Origin of the sequence: Bacillus sp. UNC69MF (assembly GCF_000746035.1) — a bacterium.
Taxonomy (GTDB): Bacteria; Bacillota; Bacilli; order Bacillales; family Bacillaceae; genus Bacillus; species Bacillus velezensis.
Map to the genome: position 1 here is coordinate 41,360 of NZ_JQKM01000007.1, position 17,979 is coordinate 59,338.

Genomic DNA, 17,979 nt, shown 5'->3' on the forward strand with positions numbered 1-17,979 from the left:
ATGAAAATATTATTCAGGCTGATCTTATTAGATTTTCGGTTATTGGCCGGAGCAAAGTCTTTCTATATAAAACTGATTCTGTTTCCGGCACTGATGATTTTTATTTTAGGAACGGTTTTTCACGGCGATTCGAAAGTGAAGCCGTTTCAGACCGCGTTTTATAATGCGGATCACGCGGAGAGTTCTTTGGGCGACGTATTAAAGAATGACGTGCTGAAACAAACTGATCTCATCCGTGTAAAAGACATAGGCAGTTTCCAAGAAGGGAAACAGCTTGTCGAAAGCGGCAAAGTCTCCGTTTTTGTATACGTGCCGAAAGGCTTTGCAAAAGCGGCAGAACACAATGAAAAAACAAGTATCAAAGTCATCTCGGACCAACAAGGCTCTGTAAACGGAGACATTGTGGAAATGATGGCTGATTCGTTTGTCACCAGAGTAAAAGCGGAGATCGGTGAAGAAAAAGCGGTGCTGAAGAAGTCGGGACATCTGTCAAAGGGAGATGCCAGCAAAATCATCAGCGGCCTTTCGGGTGAACGTGAACAGGCTGTCACCATTCCGAAACAGTCGGCCGGCAATCATGCGGCTCCGATTGATGCGATGCAGTATTATTCAATCGCAATGGTCGTCATGTTCTCCATTATGACCGCGTTTGCGCTCATTCACGGGATAGTGGAAGAGAGACAGCAGCACACGTTATTCAGAATCAAATCAATGCCTGTTTTACGTATCCAGTATGTGGCGGGGAAGCTTTTGGGAATCATGCTTGCCATCCTTATGCAAATGGCTGCCGTCATCATCGCAAGCAGCATCTTGTATCAGGTAAAATGGGGCAATTTGTTTGAAATATTGCTGGTTACGATTGTTTATTCATTTGCGATCGGCAGTATCGTGCTTCTTTGGGGGTTTACTGCAAAAAACCACGAGACCGTCTCAAGCATGGCGGCTCCCATTTTATACGGATTCAGTTTTTTAGGCGGAAGCTTTATCGCAAAAGACAGCTTGCCTGACAGTTTGAGAATCGTGCAGGAGCTGATACCGAACGGCAAAGCGATCAACAGCTATGTCAGTGTCACGCAGCATGCCGGTCTGAGCGGTATTTCGACGGATTTGGCAGAGCTTGCCGCCATCGGCGCCGTGTTTTTATGTTTGACCATCTGGGTGTTTAAACGGAAGGAGGCTGTTTCATGACGCAGCTGTTATTCATGATCAGACATCAGCTGAAACTGATGCTGCAAAATCGGGCTGCCATCTTTGCGACGATTTCCGCCCCGCTCCTTCTCACATATTTCTTTTCCTTTTCTGCGGATGGCAGTCAGCAGAAGGAAGTATATGTAGCTGATGAGGATCAGAGCGCCTATTCAGCGCAATTTATGAAAATGATTCAGAAAGCCGGCCATATAAAATTCACGAAGGTCACGGAGGATGTATTAAAAACAAAGGTTCATCATCAGGATATATCCTTTGGATTGCTGATCGGCTCTCATTTTGAAGAGACATTATTTTCCGGAGATGAATTGAACGTTTCATTTATTCAGAATGAAGAAAAGGGTGATGCTGTTTTGACAGAGCAGCTGATTGCGCAGCAGGCGGGCGAGCTGAAAAAAATAGTCCGCGATGCAAAAGTGATATCCCGCACGCTGCACACCGACGGGAAGCAGGCGGCAGCTGATCTCTTGAAGGATATTCAGGGTCATTCCGCCGTCAATGTTGACCGCCATCACGTTTATGAAGGCGGACAGGCAGCCGACAGACTTATCGGATTTTTAGTGATGTTTATCTGGTTCGTTGCAGTCCAAAGCCTGCGATCATTTATAGATGAACAAGAAAATCATACATATGACAGATTGCTGAGCACGCCCGTTTCCTATACGGCATATGCAATCTCTAAGTTTGCGGCGGCGTATCTTTTCGGACTTCTCCATATTATCGTGATCCTCGCTGCCGGAACATTCATGCTGCATATCCGTTTTGCTGATCATGTTTTTGCTGCGGGAGCGGTGCTTGCGGCCTGCTCGTTTGCGCTGACTGCTGTAACGATGGCCGTGATACCGTTCATGAAGAGCCAAAAGCAATTCACGTCGCTTGCTTCCGTTTTTATAGCTGTCACGGGTTTATTGGGAGGGGCTTTCTTCACATTAGACGCGGCTCCGGAGTACATGCGCATGCTGTCGTTGTTTACTCCTGAAAAATGGGCGATCGGCGCATTTCAAAACAATGGCGGAGGCAGCATGCAGATCGTGCCGCTGAGCCTGTTTCTTGCTGTCGGTGCAGCGTCATTGGTCTTATCACTTTATATGATAAGCCGTCATATGAAAAAAAACGGTTAGAAGGGTGGCTGCTTTGTATATGGCAGAAATGATCGGAATCATAGAATTGCTCGCGGGAGTTGCAATGAACGTATGGATCGGGCGGCTCGGAAAAACCTTTTTCGGTAAAGATGACAGAAGTTCGAGAGTCGTGTTAAGAATCTGCGGCATCTTTCTCATGATCAACGGCGTTTCAAGAGCGTTTCATATCTAGTTCACAAAGTGTTCCGGACTCTTTTATAAAATGTAATCTTTTTCCTTGTAAATCGTGTAAAATAGTATAGGATTCTACGAAAAGAATAAGAGGGGGAAGAAACATGAAAAACAAAAAGAGACTCGTTATGCTATTCGCGGCGGCCGCCGCTGTTTTGTTGCTTGTGAGCGGGTTGTGGGCTCCATCAGCGTCTGCGGCGCCGGCTCCTGCTTTAACACAAATCCGTATTATCGGTGTGACGTCTGACGGTCAGAGTTACCAATGGGAAAATATCGGGCCGAACCAAATCAGCGCATCAAAACCGATGAAGGGTACAACGGGTTATTTAGCCGTATATTTCCAAGGGTATCCGAACAATAATACGATCCAGGCGTTTAACAACGGAACGAATATTACAAATCTTACGTCAAAAGCGCTGGAAGATGAATATACGAAAAACGGCAATATCGTTACAGGCTATATTAAATATTACAGTGTTCCTCTTTCTTATGTCAGTTCAGGAACATTCTCTTTCTCCGCAACGGGGCTGAACGGGCCGTACACTCCGTTAAGCAGCGGGTTTTTCTCCATTCAGGTACAGAGTTAAAACAGCCGCCCGGTGCTTTCATGTATAGTTTTTCTCTCTTTCCGGGAAGCTATTCCTAAAGAAAAGGGAGGGCTTACATGATGGACAGGACACTCGGATATTTGCGCGAGTCGCTTTCGAACCACTTGGAGCATGATGTGTGCCGGGGGATTTATAAAAAGCTTCAGGTGAAGCATTATGCAAATGAGGGCGAGTTCGTGAAAGATCTAAATGATTTGGAAATGGACGCGCTGAATCAACTGCTTGAAAAGGAAATCAAATATGCTGAGAACGAGCAGGATGAGAAGCGCACGATGGAATTGAATGAAGTATATGAGCTCCTGTTTTAAAAAGCCTCCCGGCGGTCGGGAGGCTTTTTATTGTTTCGGAAACAGTTTACAGAATCATCCAACCCTTTGTATAATGGATAGTTGTGAAAAACACAGACGGAGGAGAAACATGAACGAAATAAAAAAACAGACGGTTCTTGAGTTGTCATCGGTTGAAAAAGCTTTGGTTTTTCTGGTGCCGCCATTATTGGGGCTGGTCATCGGATGGTTTCTGCCGGTCATTGCGAAGTGGGCCGTAACATTGGATTGGCTGCCTGTTATCGGGCCGCTGGAAATGATCGCTTCTTTTCACGGATGGAAGGCTGCGGCTGCAACCGCCGTTATCGGCTTAATCGGGGGAATGTGGCTGACGCGGACTGTTTTTAAAGAATGTCTTACGGCGGTCGTGACGGACAGCGAGGTGTCCTTAACCATATATAATGAAGAAAGCGTGTTTTCGAAAGACAGCATTTCCGGTGTGTTTACGGATGAAAAGCATCTTGTCTTATTGGGGACTGAAGGGCAGGAGCTTTTTCGGGAGAAGCTTGAGCCCGCGGTTGAAAAAGCGGCTGATGCGTTTCGCGCGCATGGGTATGTCTGGATGGGGACGGAAGATCCTTTTAAAGAAGAATACAAACGGTGGGTGCCGGACACGCCGGATTTGGAGCCAGGGGCAAATGCTCTTTTAAAAGCGAGAGAAAAGGCGCTGAAAGAGGAGGAAAAGGCTGATGCGAAAGAGCTGAAAGCGGAAATATCCAAACTGGGCATTACCGTGCGGGAGAAAGGATCGCGCCAATATTGGCGGATCTATCAAACGCCGTCTGCATGAAAAAAGCTGCCGCCGTTTGATACGGCCGGGCAGCCCGGGAACAGATTATTTCTTCTTGTCATCATAATATTGAACCGGGTACATGGAGCCTTCGGATACCATTTTGTTATCTTCAATATCTTCGGGATGCGGGTTGCCTGCTTTGTTGACGGGGAATGATTCAATATCCTGCTTCCCGGAGAGCGATGTTTTCATATTGCGGATAAAGTTCATCACCTTTTGGCGGTTTGATTTATCTTTGAGCAGGTAGGAAGTCACTCCGACAGTCGACACGGCAAGTCCTGAAATGAGCAGTTTTTGTTTCACGATAAAAACTCCTTTCTATTTCTGGCTTGCAGTAGTTATTCCCGCTTAACGGCTGTTTAAACATCGGAAGGGTAATTTTGGCTTTCTGCTTTAATGCGATAAAGATTGACAAAACTATTTTCAGAATAATATTATAAATATATGATAGCGCTGGAGTCATATTTTAATTGAAAGGTGTTAACTTTATGAATCAATTACATCGCAGAATGGGAACGTTTGCACTCATGATGGTCGGACTTGGGTCGATGATTGGCTCCGGTTGGTTATTCGGGGCGTGGCGGGCAGCTCAGATTGCGGGACCTGCCGCAATTATATCCTGGATTATCGGTATGATCGTTATTTTGTTTATCGCACTTTCTTACAGTGAATTGGGTTCAATGTTCCCGGAAGCCGGGGGAATGGTAAAATATACTCAATATTCTCATGGATCATTTATTGGATTTATCGCAGGATGGGCAAACTGGATTGCGATTGTTTCCGTTATTCCGGTGGAAGCGGTTGCGTCTGTTCAATACATGAGCTCATGGCCGTGGGAATGGGCAAAATGGACAAGCAATCTCGTTCACAACGGCACTCTTACGGGAGAGGGGCTCGGCTTCGCATCCGTATTACTGATTATTTACTTTTTACTGAATTATTGGACAGTTAACTTATTTTCAAAAGCGAATTCATTGATTACCATCTTTAAAATTATTATTCCGGGGCTGACAATCGGAGCGCTGCTGTTTACCGGTTTTCACGGCGGAAACTTCACATCCGGTTCAAGCATTGCGCCGAACGGCTGGGCGAGCGTGCTGACGGCGGTGGCCACATCAGGTATCGTATTTGCGTTTAACGGGTTTCAAAGCCCGATTAACATGGCCGGAGAAGCAAAAAATCCCGGCAAATCGATTCCGATTGCGGTTGTCGGTTCGCTGCTGGTCGCAACCGTCATTTACGTCCTATTGCAAATCGCATTTATCGGTGCGGTTGAACCTTCCATGATCGTTCACGGCTGGAGTCACCTGAACTTTAACTCTCCATTTGCCGATTTGGCGATCGCATTGAATATCAACTGGCTTGTCATTATTCTTTATGCGGATGCGTTCGTATCTCCGTCGGGAACGGGTATCACTTATACCGCTACGACGTCACGCATGATTTACGGCATGGAAAAAAATAAATATATGCCGAGCATTTTCGGAAAGCTTCATCCGCTGTACGGCGTGCCGCGCCAAGCGATGATTTTCAACCTGATTGTATCGTTTATCTTTCTGTTTTTATTCAGAGGATGGGGCGTGCTTGCTGAAATCATTTCCGTTGCGACGCTGATTTCTTATATCACGGGTCCCGTGACGGTGATGACGCTGCGGCGGACGGCGGCGGATTTGTACCGGCCTCTCCGTCTGAAAGGCCTCAGCGTGGTTGCACCGCTCGGCTTCGTGTTCGCGTCTCTCGTGCTGTATTGGGCGCGCTGGCCGTTAACAGGGCAGGTGCTGTTTATCATTTTGATCGGCCTTCCGATTTATTTCTACTACCAAGCGAAAGCGAAGTGGAAAGGATTCCGCAGAAACTTTAAAGGCGGCGTCTGGATGGTTGTCTATCTGCTCAGCATGATGGTCATTTCATGGCTCGGAAGTGAAAAATTCGGCGGTCTGAACATCATTCCGTACGGCTGGGATATGGGGCTGATCGCAATCGTTGCCCTTGCCTTCTATGCGTGGGCCCTGAAGAGCGGATTCAAGACTGAGTATTTGAAAGACGCCAAAGCAATCAACGATCAATTAAAAGGCGGACAGGCGGAAGCCGCTGCCGGAAAAGAGTAATGATTAATAAAAACCTTGCGGTAACGTTCCCGCAAGGTTTTTTGATCGGGCAAAAAACATGGGTTCGATACAGACGTGACGATGAATGAGAAAGCCTAACGACAGGCAACCAAGGACAGTATTCTTTTTTTCTCATGATTTCTCCGCCTTATCAATAACTGTCTTCCATATTAAACAATGAATGTAAAAGATATGTTGGGCAACTTCTTTCTTCTCCGTAACTTCATCCGTTTTCCTGTACTTCAAGTCAAAGTTTTAGCGACAAAACAAATAATTAATCATAGAGAAAATACAGTACGTAAGTTGTGTTTGAAATAATTGTATAATAAATTAAAATATGGGAAAGTAAATAGTTGGGGATAATAAGTATGAAAATGCGAAGATTTTTTTGCAACATTATACATCGTTACTCCCTTAGTATTTGGAGGTTTTACGAGTGTTAAGGCTGTGGACTCGTATAATTCAGAAACAGTAAACTACATATTGAAAATGAATCCGAATCTGTCGAAAAAAGATAATAAAACATCTAATGAGATCTTAGAGGAAATTAAAACTGAATTAAAGAAGCAAGAAAAGCTAGATAAAGAAGATAAAAGTAATAGAATGAGCACAATGGGCAAGAATAGCGGGCCGAAAATTATAGGATCAAGCTCTAAAGGTAATGTTTACTATACACCTGCATCTACTTTTGGGCTTCCACATGGACATGTCGGTATGTACTATAAGGGAAATCAAATTGTCGAATCGGTCCCTAAAAAAGGTGTTCGTGCAATAGCTTCATCGAAACGTAAGGTCGAAAAAAACGCTGTAATTCAAAATGTGAAAGTTTCTAGTTCTAAAAAAAATAATTCAGTAAATTGGGGTTACAGCAGGGTTGGGAAGGATGGTTATTCATATAATTTTGCAACAAATAGAAAATCGAGTCATTATGGTGATAAAAACTGTTCAAAACTATTATGGTCAGCTTTTAAGCTAAAGGCTGGTATAGATATGGATAAAGATAAAGGTATGGGCGTCTATCCAAGAGACATCAGAGATTCCAGTTATACAAAAACTATTAAAACATTTAGATGAATTATTTTCACTCACTAAGTTTATTTAGGAAGTCATATTATTTTAAGGAGAGAGATTATATTTGAACAAGATTAAGTGGCTTATTATAATTGCGGTCATAGTATTAATAGGTATATTTATATGTATTAGAACTTTTAAATATACTAATTCAGTTTCTGACGTTAAACAAACTGAAAAAGAAAAGGAAAAGTATTTCTTGAATGATAAAATTGCAGCTATATATTATTCAGCTACAATAGATTATCCTAAAGATGGGAGTTATACTGTATACATTGATGAAAAAGGAGCAGCAACAGCTGTAAAAGGAGATGCTATTGAGGTTGGAACCATTGCACAAGATGAAAAAAACATAGTTAGACAGGACAAAAAAGAAGTTTATATGATAGGTGATAACTTTAAAAAATTCCCGATGCAACATCAAGTACATACAAGTTATGGGCAATCATCAGGCCATTTAATAAAAGAACATATCTTTTATTTTTTGAATAATCAAGGAGTCGGTGAAAACCATTATAATAGTTTAATTAGATGGGGTAACGGCAGTGGATTTCATGAAAAGATTATTCCGGGTTTCTATACAAGTACTGGTAATGACGGTGAATATATTTACGTGATAAATGAAGATTCTTCAATCAAAACACCGACTTTTCAGGGTATTAAAATAGATAAAGATAAAGTTACAGTAGGGAAAGGAACAACAATTCCTATATTAAATGAAGAAAATTGGAGTGTTTATTCACAAATAATAGTTAAAAAAAGCTCAGCCTTTTTTATACTATATAACCAAACGGATAAATCAAACAAAGTACAATTCAAAGTAGCAGAAATTGATTTAGAGCATAAAAAGTTTAAAGGGGCATATCCTTTAGGCAGTTATAATATCCCTGATGAAATTTCTCAACTGGCAATTCCTCTTTCCACTAATAACTTTTTTGTGAAAAATGACACTTTATATCATTTGGCAGCTAATTCAATACTTTATACTTTCGATTTGAAAAGTATGAAGCCGGGAAAAAAAATTCCGTTAAATAGGTCGACAAAATTTGAAAACCAAGCAAAATTCACTTATTTTGATGAGTCTGAAATTTTCTTGTTAGAAATAAGCAAGGGTGGGAAATATGTGATTAATTCTTACTCTTATAAAAACGGAAAAAAATTAAAATCTACTCCTATCAGAGGACTTGAAAAAATTATTAACAATACCCATGTTTCTGAATATGACTTTTTTATGATTAAGAAAAACAAAGAAGTATGGAGTGGATAGATACATTTTTTAAATCGCTAGATAGCTGAGTGAGTATATTTAAAGGGAGAAATTAAATTCACAAAGGAGAATAATAATGGATGAGCTAGATATTGCTTTTGGTATTTTACCACTTTCTATTATCATCTTATCGATTATATTCACTTATATTTTCAAAAAAGTGTATATAATGCCGCTTGTCAGTATAGTTGTTTCAGTCATATTAATGTTCACTGTTTTTAATCTATCCTTCTGGGGATGGGTGGTTGTCTATGGTTTAGTATCACTTGTATTATCGTCTATTACAAATAGTATAAGAAAGAAAATAGATAATAGAAATAAATAATTATATCCTTTTGTTTGTAAGGTATCATAGGTAATTCACAATTACAGTGATACCTTTAATTAATATAAAGGTGAATGTAAGCTTTAATAATATGCTCCGCCCGCTACATAACCCATGACGGCGTTTGCATTATCGGGCAAAAAAAATGGGTTCGGCATCATCTCCGAACCCATGTGGCTTTATGATTTGTATTCTTTTTTAACCTTTTGGAATATATCCGCATAGTTGGTAAACACACCGGTTACGCCCCAATTCAGCAGACGGCGCATGTCCGCCTCGCTGTTTACGGTGTAAGGATGAAGCAGAAGCCCGTGGCTGCGAATGTTTCGGACATTTTGAGCGTTCAGCGCTTTGTAATCCGGTCCGATTCCGACGGCATATGTTTTAATGTCCGTTAAATCTGCGTCAGTCATTGACGTCATCTGTTCCGCTTCAAGCAATTGGACAGCGGGAAGTTTCGGATCGAGCTGTTTGATTTTCAGAAGGCTGTCCCTGCTGAAAGACTGAATGATAACTTGTCCAAGTTTCGCATGCTTACCTGCCAATTTGTATTTTTTCAGTGAAGCGATCAGTTTTTCTTCCATACCCGGATATGTTTCGGGCGCCTTTGTTTCAATATAATAGTTTGCATGTCTGCCGAACCGTTTTAACACGTCATCAAGTGTGGGAACGCGAAGTCCGGCGTAATTCGGTTTTGCTTTTTCCGGATAGGCCTTATTGAACCAAGAGCCGGCGTCGAGCTTTTGAATCTCGGCTAATGTATGATCCTTCACCCAGCCTTGTCCGTTTGTGGTGCGGTCCAGTTTTTCATCATGCATGACGATCAGCTTGCCGTCTTTTGTCATTTGTAAATCCAGCTCAATATAGTCAGCCTTCATTTTTTGCGCAGTTTCATAAGAAAGGATCGTGTGCTCCGGGACATATCCCGAAGCACCGCGATGGGCAATGGTCAAAATTCTGTCAGGAGACAAGAGGTTTCCTTTTCCTGCCGCTGATACAGGCGTGACGATGAATGACAATAAACCGAATGAAAGCAATACCAAAGCAAACAATTTATGTTTCCGCATGTTTTCTTCCCCCTTAAAAATCAATATCTGTCTCTAGTGTAGAAAATCGTTGTAAATGCTGTACTGCAAAAATATTAATCTTTTATGTTGTTTTCTTACACATGCTCCGCCCGCTTGCCCGTATTCCACGTCATAGCCAAGAAGACGATGGACAGCACGCATGAGGAGATAAGCATGATAAAGCCGCCGTTCCAGTCAAAGCGGTCTACGACATAACCCATGATGGCGTTGGCGAAAGCAGAGCCTCCGATGTAGCCGAAAAACCCGGTTAAGCCGGCTGCCGTTCCCGCCGCTTTTTTAGGCGCAAGGTCAATGGCCTGAAGCCCGATCAGCATGACAGGTCCATAGATTAAGAAGCCGATGCTGATCAGCGCGATATTATCGATGAGCGGATGACCGGCAGGGTTAAGCCAGTAGACCAATACAGCGATAAATACGCCGGCCATGAACAGTACGCCTGCCGGCGCGCGGCGGCTTTTGAAAAACCGGTCGCTGATCCAGCCGCACAAAATCGTTCCCGGAATTCCCGCATATTCATAAAGGAAATAAGACCATCTGGAATCTTCAGGAGAGAACCCTTTCGCTTCCGTCAAATAAGTCGGCGCCCAGTCAACGACACCGTACCGTACGAAGTAAACAAAGACATTGGCAAATGCGATATACCACAGAAATTTATTATTCAGCACGTATTTAAAAAGAATTTCTTTGGTCGTCATCTCTTTTTCCTGGTCTTTGAACGCATGTTTCGGATAGTCATTCCGGTATTCTTCAATCGGCGGAAGCCCGCAGGATTGCGGCGTGTCCCGTACGAGAAGAACAATCACAAATGAAATGACGATGGCGATAATCGCCGGAAAGAAAAACACGCTTTTCCAAGTAACAAACATGGCGATGCCGAGAGTCACGAGCGGGGCGAGAATACCTCCGCCTATGTTATGGGCGACATTCCATATCGACATTTTCGTGCCGCGTTCACTGATGGAAAACCAATGAGCCATCGTCCGTCCGCAAGGCGGCCAGCCCATTCCTTGAAACCATCCGTTAATAAACATAAAAATAAACATAATCGTCACGCTTGACGTGACCCACGGCATGGAAACAAATAAAATGTTTACGACACCTGACAAAAACAGACCCGTCGCAAGGAAATACCTCGGGTTGCAGCGGTCAGACACCATCCCCATAATAAATTTACTGAAGCCGTAAGCGATTGATACGGCCGCAAGCACCAAGCCAAGTTCCCCTTTTGAAAACCCTTGTTCCTGAAAATAAGGAATAGCGAAGGCAAAGTTTTTGCGAAGCAAATAATACCCGGCATACCCGATGAAAATCCCCAAAAATACTTGCAGCCTGAGCCGTTTATAGGCCGCATCCGTCTTTGAATCATCCAATCTCTCAATATGCGGAGCCGGCTTAAACAATTGAAACATCATATCCTCCCCTTTGCTGAACGTCTATCATGATGTATGTATGACTCCTTTCCTTGAAAATGACAAAAAGAACCAGAAATCACCCTTGTGAAAGGGCGGGGTTTCCTGGTTCTCCTCATCTCCATCCAAAAATCATTAACTTGTGTATGATAGCGCTTTCTTAAATTATCACAGTCTGACGTGAATGTAAACGCTTTAAGGAAAGTTTTCATTTTTTTGAATAAATAACCGGAGGGAAAATCAGCCGGAGCGCGAAAGATTTGAAGTACTCGATTTTGTACTCAGGCATAAGATGTGTTAGGCCGGACTAAGAAAAGCGAAGGGAGTGCATCTGTTGATTGATGAATTGGATTTTGCGTTCGGTGTTCTGCCGCTTTGTATCATCATCTTGTCAGTCGCCGGAACGTACCTGTTTAAAAACGCGTTCATTATGCCGGCTGCCGCTTTGGCCGTTTGCCTTATATGCACCTTTACCGTATTGAATTTCTCGTTTATCGGGTGGGCCGTTGTGTATACGCTTGTCTCTTTCGCGTTATCGCATATTACGATGGTGGTGATCAGCCAAAATAAAAAATAGGATCGGCGGCAGCCGATCCAGCTATCATAAGCAGAGATGCGCTCTCTGCTTTGTTTTATTTATGAATGTGCAGGAATTCCTTGATGACCGCGGTCTGTTCTTCTTTCGGATAGCTTCTGTACAGATGGCTGGTTAAGCGGACGGGGTCACCGAAGAAGTACCGCTCATAGTGTGTCTGTCTTGTTCCAAAGGGGCTCATGGTCAAATCCCATGCGAGGCGGAACACTTTTACCCGGTCCTCAGCGTTCAATTCGGCCGCCTGCAAATATTGGTCAAGGTCTCCTCTGATGTCAGAACGGAACGCTTTTTCAGTCGGCAAAGTCACCATTCCGCTTGCCCCGATCAGCTGAATGATTTCCGTGAAGCGCGGGTAGATGTCGGGAAAAATCGCGCTGACCACACGAAGCGGAGTGACACTCGGACGCATATAACCCCATTCATCTGTTTCCGCATCATTCTCCGACTTTTCCAAAAGGGCTTTCATCGTTTCCAGACCGGTGATGATTTCAGCCATCTTAGCCTGAATATGCTGATATTCGCCCACATCTATCGCTTCGACAAGCGTTTGGGCGAGGCCCAGGAGAAACTCCGTCTTTACAATTTGTCTCGTGATGACTTGATGAAATGAGAAGGCGTTAAAAGAGCTTTTCATATTAAAATCAAAAGCCGCCTCGTAATTATTATAAAAAAATACGCGTTCCCAAGGGACCAAAACGTGATCAAATACAACGATAGAATCCATTTCTTCATATCTTGAGCTGAGCGGATAATCAAACGATGATTTTCCGAGTACGAAAGATTCCCTGCAGATGAATTTTACTCCCTTTGTATTGGAAGGGATTGAAAAAGCGAACGCTTCATCCGATTCAAAATACATTTTAGGCAGAGAAACCACGAGCACTTCATCCGTCAGGCCGCCTTGTGTGGCTAAAATCCGGGCGCCGTGTATGATGAGGCCTTTTTCATTTTTATCGACGACTTTTGCCGAGATAGGTGTCGGCGATACGTTTACACCCATTTGTGAACGATTCACCTGAGGGGTGATAAACGTGTGCGTAAAAGAAAGATCCTGTGCAGCAGCGCGTTCGTACAGCGCTTGAACATGTTCCGGAAAACAATGCTCGCGGTCTTTCAAAAGCGCGGCAGAGGAGGCGAAGCTCATCAGCACGGTATTCATATAATCCGGGCTTCGTCCCATCATTCCGTGCGTGTGTCTGGCCCAATGTTCGAACATGTTTCTTCTTCTTTTTACGTCTTCTTTCGTTTTCGGCTGCAGGTATGAAAGCCCGGCCCGTTCTTTTTTACCGGGAAGACTGTAAGTCATTTGATCTTTCATATCCGGTTTCGTTTGCAAATCATAAAGAGAGCGCTTCGTTTCCAGAAGGCCCTTAAATGCGGGATGTTCAGAAATCCGTCCCTCGATCTTTTCACCATCAAGCCAAATCTCATTTCCAAGCTGATTTAATCGGTCAATGAACATTTTGCCATTAATGATACCCATCATGTCGCCCTTCTTTCTTTGCAGATCCACTACCTCATTATATTGAAAACGAAATTGGGTGTTCCGGTTATTTCCAAAGGGGAAGAGCCTTTTTGATAAGGGGGGTGAAGGGATTGCATAATAAAAAAACCCCTTAAGCAGAGGGGTTTTTAACTGATCATGTCTTTGTATCGTTGTTCGAGGACAAAGTCTATCATTCCGGTGATACGGGTGTTTTCAGATTTTTGTCTGAAACGGTCAGACACTTGGATTTTTCTTGAAAACGGAAATACAGCAATAACCCAAACAAGGCCGGCCAGGCCGAAAACCATCTGCAGAGCCATTTCAATCAAATCATTAAAATGAGTGCTGAAAAAAAAGATATATAACGTGATGAATGTGACTGTACATACGATTTTGACAGTATGTTGGAAGGTGAGGGGCGGTTCAGCGAAACACATTTTCATTTGATTCAGTGTGAGCGAATCTTGTTTCATTAAGTATGTAAGCAGTTCTTCGTCATTTTGACTTCGCGGAATCAAATCGGTTTCTATTTTTTGAACGGTGTCCTTGTATGTCTGCATATCAATCTTCATGCGAATCCTCCTTTAGAAATAACTCCAAGAATACTCATTGAGCATTCCTGGAGCAAGGAGCTGCCTGTTCAATTATAGAAATAGTGATAAAACCGTGCTGAACAAGGCTGCCGCTCCTCCTAATTCAGGTGCTAAAACGACTAAAGCACCGATCCCTACAATAACAATAATTCCTGCGCCTGCAATAGCCATGGTATTCACGACAGAATCCCAATCCGGAGAGTACACTTCTTCGGAATCCGGCAACCTGAAGCTCTTTTGTTTTATTTTAAATGTAATGGTAGTTGTTAGTCCAGTTGTAGCACTGTCACCGACCGGAATATCAGGTGTATAAATTTTAAATTGAATATTCAGCGATCCCGCAGACGGATTGATATATACTTCTAAATAACCGTTGCGGACTGACAAGCTCAGACTGTTAAGCAGGTTTTGATAGGAATCAATTTGTGATGCTGTAAAAGAGACTTGTGAATCTCCCATCAGACCGGTAATATAAGCTCCCGGTTTGCCATTTGTAATGGTAACTGTGTTGGGAGAACCTTCGCTTGGCACTGTTGCCAAAAGTGAAGTAGATAAAAGAATATCCATTTCAGGTGATGCATAAATGGTTTCTGTCTTGTCGAATTCAAACATGGCATTCGCAAGATTCGATATATTTTCTAAAGCAGGAATGGTTGTTAAAATATCCGTCAGTGTGCGCAGTCTTGCATCATACACGGGATCAGAAGGCGGATGGACGCTGCTTGCACCCGAGTCTTTTCCGGAGTATCCGTCTTTGTCAATGGCGACTTTTCCCGCTCCGCTTCCGATTGATCCTTCATAAAATTGATCAAAAGCCCAGTTTTTCGGCATCGGGTATCCGAGGTTGCCGCTGAATCCGGTCGACATGTTAGCCGTAAAGCTATATTTGGTCAGACCTGCTTCTGACGTCCGGATACAAATGTTTCTCGGTCCGTATACGCCGATTTCATATTTCGGCGCAGTTGAGAACGCCTGCATTTTCATAAAAGCTGACTTGATTTCTTGAAAGTAAGGGATGATTTTATCCGTGACTTCATAATCATACGCATCGAAATCGACCGCAAAGTAAATGGTCGTTCCTGACGGAAAACCTAATCTTCGGGCGGCTGATGCAGCGCTGTACGCATCTCTCGTTCCTTGGTCTTTTACAAAATAAGAAGATTCATAGCCGCCGTCCTGATAAATCGGAAACACGCTTAAGCCGGCATTGAAAATCGCGGAAAGTTCTTTTGACGTCAACGCTTTCGATGTCAGTCCGCTGCTTGTCCGCACATTCCCGGTCAGATATCTTCCCACGATCTTATAGCCATTCTCACGCAAAGTTTTAGCTGTATCTGCCGTCAAAATGGCAGCGGTGTCACAAGCTGAAGCAGCCCGTGTTGTGTCGCCTGAGCTTGATAATAAAGCTTTAATCGTCGGCATGTCCGCATAACCGGTCTGCGGCAGGCACATAAACTTTTGGAAAGCTTTCACTGCCGATACAACGCCGACGCCGTATTTTCCGTCGAATTCACCGGGGTCAAATGATTTCCCATTACAGTAAAGCGCGTATTGAACAATCAAAACAAAGCCTGTCCGTGAATCGCCGGGAGTCAAGGTAGGACATAAGCTGGTCGTTCCGTTTCCGAAAAATCCATTGGCGACGCTTGTGCTCATGCCTTCTTCTTTTTGCAGGGCATAAATGAGAGCCTTGTTTGTATCGCGGGCATATAAGCCGTCACAAGGCATCAAGCCGATGTAGTCATTGTAATCCCGGTTCAGGTTCTGCTGGATTTGGCGGATTTTTTTGTCGCCTCCCGCTACTAACCGAAAAGCGCTCATATCCAGCAAGGCTTTCATAATGAGTGCCGTGACGATGCCGTCTTGCTTAGTGAGCCCGGCCGCTTTTTGAAACTCTTTTACAGCGCTTTCGGTATTTTCATAGAAAACGCCTGAAAATCCGCCGGGGTTAAAACCTTTACACCACAGCGCCCCCTGCAGAATGTAATTCATGTTTGTCGGCTTAGAATCGGGAGTCTGCTTTTTCAACGGCTTAAACAATCTTTGTGTCGTCGGTCCGAAGTTATCGGCAGGTTCTGAAATACCAAGCTCAATTTGAAGCGCCCGTGTCAGACCGTAAATGGTATCCCAGCCCGTTTTTCCGTTTTCCGGCACTTTGTTGTACCCGTGTCTGCCTTTGTACGTCTCATTCAGCCATTGTTGTGTTTCCAGGACCATTTCGTCCATTGCAATCCCTCCATTATGTGTATTGTGCGTTCATTCATAGGTGGCAAACGTATGACAGTTTGTCATGGGTGCAGGGGTTTATCCAAGGAGAGCCCCATCACGGCAGCAGAACAAACGCCGAAAGAGAGGCATTGATAGGAAAAGACCTCGCTATGACAATTGATACAAAAACAACAAAATGAATAGCGGTTTAAAGTAACTTTATCACTTAATCAAAAATGACAAGAATCATAAGTAGTAGTCATATAGTCATTTTAAGGGCTGTTCACATCTCTTCCTGCGGTCAAAATGGTTAGTTGGACGGATTTATGATTGGCTATATTGTCATTAACATAAATAGGGTAAATAGTTACAGGAAGGAAGGATTTTCTCGATGAAAAGCAAAAAGATTTTTAAGTCGCTCATCATTATTTTTACTCTTTTAATCAGCGGAATTGGTTTTATGGGTTTTTCTTCTCCGCAAAAAGCAGAGGCTAAAGACTGGCTTCATACTTATAAAAGCGGGTATTTCACTAACTATGTGATCAATACATATCACCCTAAATTCACTAAAACGACAAAAAAGTACACCTTGAGAGCCGTGACTTTTAAATCCAACAGTAAAGGGAAGGGCACGTATAAAATATACGTCCAAAAGCAAGTCAACGGCAAAGGTGCCTGGAAAACAATCAAAACCGCCAATGCAAAGAAAAATGGAACGACTTATTTTGAAACACCTTCGTTAAAAAAAGGAGATTCATACAGATTTAAAATGGTCAATCAGGGTTCGAAAAAACGTGTCAATTATAGTGCAAGATGGATTGTATTCGCTTCATAATGCTGATTTTCCGGTCTATAAAGTTTTAGCTGCTGCAGCTGCGGCAGCTTTTTATTTTGTCCGGAGCTCAACCGCCAGGGAGCCCGCACCTGTCTCTTCGGGCGTACGTTTGTATTTCACCGCATCATTCTGGATTATGCGGAAAGGTACATCGCTTCAATGATAAGCCAATCCCGGGTTCTTTTGATTCGTTTGAAAATGTTCTGATATAAAAAAGGCGTGCCGCGGTGTAAAATGGCTATATTGATAAATATGGAGGTTGAGATGGATCAAGATTATATGACTGAGCTTGTCTCAGTCCAGCTGAAGAAAATCCGGTCGGAGAGAGGCTACACACAGGAGAAAATGGCGGATGTGATCGGCCTTTCTAAAAAGTCGCTGGTGCAGATTGAGAAAGGGCGGGCGCTTGCGGAATGGCCGCATGTTGTGGCGGTTTGCGCGCTTTTCAGATCAAGTGAAACACTGCAATCCGTATTAGGAGATGATCCGCTGGAGGTCATTGAAACGGTTGCTCACCGCACAATTGACAGGCCGAAGGGGAAGACGATGGGCGGCAAGGTGTGGTGGAAAGCCATCGAGAAAAAAGGCGAGTTCCGCTTGCAGCAGCATTTGATTTCCCACCATTACCGCATCCTTGATTCTTATGATGATCTGTGGTTCAGCAGTTTTGAAAAGGCAGAGGCTTTGGAGCGGCTTGATGAGCTGTTTTTGGAGGCGGAAGAAGCGAAGCGCTAAGCACCTCCGGTTG

The 17,979-nt window shown here is 43.4% G+C and carries 19 protein-coding genes; 13 read left to right on the forward strand and 6 right to left on the reverse strand.

The features are described from left to right. From BR62_RS0106710 to BR62_RS0106735, 6 genes are all read left to right on the forward strand, one after another. Positions 1 to 1,188: an ABC transporter permease gene (locus BR62_RS0106710; protein WP_032870199.1), complete on the forward strand. Its 1,188-nt coding sequence runs from the start codon at positions 1 to 3 to the stop codon at positions 1,186 to 1,188. Then, positions 1,185 to 2,327 (forward strand): ABC transporter permease, encoded by a 1,143-nt coding sequence (locus BR62_RS0106715; RefSeq protein ID WP_020955253.1) that lies wholly within the window; start codon positions 1,185 to 1,187, stop codon positions 2,325 to 2,327. Before BR62_RS0106710 ends, BR62_RS0106715 begins: the two co-directional genes overlap by 4 nt. 13 nt (positions 2,328 to 2,340) lie before the next feature. Then, on the forward strand, positions 2,341 to 2,520 hold the full coding sequence (locus BR62_RS0106720; protein WP_032865246.1) for a hypothetical protein: 180 nt from the start codon (positions 2,341 to 2,343) through the stop codon (positions 2,518 to 2,520). A 103-nt stretch (positions 2,521 to 2,623) separates the two neighbouring features. Next, positions 2,624 to 3,106: a DUF4879 domain-containing protein gene (locus BR62_RS0106725; RefSeq protein ID WP_032870202.1), complete on the forward strand. Its 483-nt coding sequence runs from the start codon at positions 2,624 to 2,626 to the stop codon at positions 3,104 to 3,106. 80 nt (positions 3,107 to 3,186) lie between these two features. Further along, a complete protein-coding gene (locus BR62_RS0106730; RefSeq protein WP_031378862.1) occupies positions 3,187 to 3,435 on the forward strand; it encodes a sigma-G-dependent sporulation-specific acid-soluble spore protein CsgA in 249 nt (82 codons plus the stop codon). Positions 3,436 to 3,544: 109 nt separating this feature from the next. Then, positions 3,545 to 4,243, forward strand: coding sequence for a YqeB family protein (locus tag BR62_RS0106735; protein ID WP_032870205.1), 699 nt, complete (start codon positions 3,545 to 3,547; stop codon positions 4,241 to 4,243). Positions 4,244 to 4,288: 45 nt separating this feature from the next. On the opposite strand, the gene BR62_RS0106740 is transcribed toward BR62_RS0106735, so the two are convergent. Further along, positions 4,289 to 4,549: a hypothetical protein gene (locus BR62_RS0106740; protein WP_003156732.1), complete on the reverse strand. Its 261-nt coding sequence runs from the start codon at positions 4,547 to 4,549 to the stop codon at positions 4,289 to 4,291. Positions 4,550 to 4,734: 185 nt separating this feature from the next. On the opposite strand from BR62_RS0106740, the gene BR62_RS0106745 reads away from it, so the two are divergent. From BR62_RS0106745 to BR62_RS0106760, 4 genes are all read left to right on the forward strand, one after another. Next, positions 4,735 to 6,354, forward strand: a complete 1,620-nt coding sequence (locus BR62_RS0106745) for an APC family permease (RefSeq protein ID WP_015239073.1) — start codon at positions 4,735 to 4,737, stop codon at positions 6,352 to 6,354. A 447-nt stretch (positions 6,355 to 6,801) separates the two neighbouring features. Further along, positions 6,802 to 7,428 (forward strand): hypothetical protein, encoded by a 627-nt coding sequence (locus BR62_RS0106750; RefSeq protein ID WP_231559578.1) that lies wholly within the window; start codon positions 6,802 to 6,804, stop codon positions 7,426 to 7,428. Positions 7,429 to 7,489: 61 nt separating this feature from the next. Continuing rightward, on the forward strand, positions 7,490 to 8,692 hold the full coding sequence (locus tag BR62_RS0106755; protein ID WP_032870210.1) for a hypothetical protein: 1,203 nt from the start codon (positions 7,490 to 7,492) through the stop codon (positions 8,690 to 8,692). 76 nt (positions 8,693 to 8,768) lie between these two features. Next, positions 8,769 to 9,017, forward strand: coding sequence for a DUF2651 family protein (locus tag BR62_RS0106760; RefSeq protein ID WP_032870213.1), 249 nt, complete (start codon positions 8,769 to 8,771; stop codon positions 9,015 to 9,017). 179 nt (positions 9,018 to 9,196) lie between these two features. On the opposite strand, the gene BR62_RS0106765 is transcribed toward BR62_RS0106760, so the two are convergent. After that, on the reverse strand, positions 9,197 to 10,084 hold the full coding sequence (locus BR62_RS0106765) for a glycerophosphodiester phosphodiesterase (protein ID WP_015416714.1): 888 nt from the start codon (positions 10,082 to 10,084) through the stop codon (positions 9,197 to 9,199). 95 nt (positions 10,085 to 10,179) lie between these two features. Next, on the reverse strand, positions 10,180 to 11,514 hold the full coding sequence (gene glpT, locus BR62_RS0106770; protein ID WP_003156725.1) for a glycerol-3-phosphate transporter: 1,335 nt from the start codon (positions 11,512 to 11,514) through the stop codon (positions 10,180 to 10,182). Between the two features lie 334 nt (positions 11,515 to 11,848). Here glpT and BR62_RS0106775 point away from each other — a divergent pair, with 334 nt between their 5' ends. Next, positions 11,849 to 12,091 carry a DUF2651 family protein gene (locus tag BR62_RS0106775; RefSeq protein ID WP_007408994.1) on the forward strand — a complete coding sequence of 81 codons (243 nt, stop codon included), beginning with the start codon at positions 11,849 to 11,851 and terminating at the stop codon, positions 12,089 to 12,091. Between the two features lie 55 nt (positions 12,092 to 12,146). On the opposite strand, the gene hpaB is transcribed toward BR62_RS0106775, so the two are convergent. The 3 genes from hpaB to BR62_RS0106790 form a co-directional block, all read right to left on the reverse strand. Beyond that, positions 12,147 to 13,592 (reverse strand): 4-hydroxyphenylacetate 3-monooxygenase, oxygenase component, encoded by a 1,446-nt coding sequence (gene hpaB, locus BR62_RS0106780; RefSeq protein ID WP_015239074.1) that lies wholly within the window; start codon positions 13,590 to 13,592, stop codon positions 12,147 to 12,149. Positions 13,593 to 13,741: 149 nt separating this feature from the next. After that, positions 13,742 to 14,167: a hypothetical protein gene (locus tag BR62_RS0106785; protein WP_032870215.1), complete on the reverse strand. Its 426-nt coding sequence runs from the start codon at positions 14,165 to 14,167 to the stop codon at positions 13,742 to 13,744. A gap of 72 nt (positions 14,168 to 14,239) precedes the next feature. Continuing rightward, on the reverse strand, positions 14,240 to 16,414 hold the full coding sequence (locus BR62_RS0106790; RefSeq protein WP_032870217.1) for a glycoside hydrolase domain-containing protein: 2,175 nt from the start codon (positions 16,412 to 16,414) through the stop codon (positions 14,240 to 14,242). A 373-nt stretch (positions 16,415 to 16,787) separates the two neighbouring features. Here BR62_RS0106790 and BR62_RS0106795 point away from each other — a divergent pair, with 373 nt between their 5' ends. Further along, positions 16,788 to 17,231: a Ser-Thr-rich GPI-anchored membrane family protein gene (locus tag BR62_RS0106795; RefSeq protein WP_007408999.1), complete on the forward strand. Its 444-nt coding sequence runs from the start codon at positions 16,788 to 16,790 to the stop codon at positions 17,229 to 17,231. Between the two features lie 264 nt (positions 17,232 to 17,495). Continuing rightward, positions 17,496 to 17,966 carry a helix-turn-helix transcriptional regulator gene (locus BR62_RS0106800; protein WP_003156718.1) on the forward strand — a complete coding sequence of 157 codons (471 nt, stop codon included), beginning with the start codon at positions 17,496 to 17,498 and terminating at the stop codon, positions 17,964 to 17,966. The last annotated feature ends 13 nt before the right edge of the window (positions 17,967 to 17,979 follow it).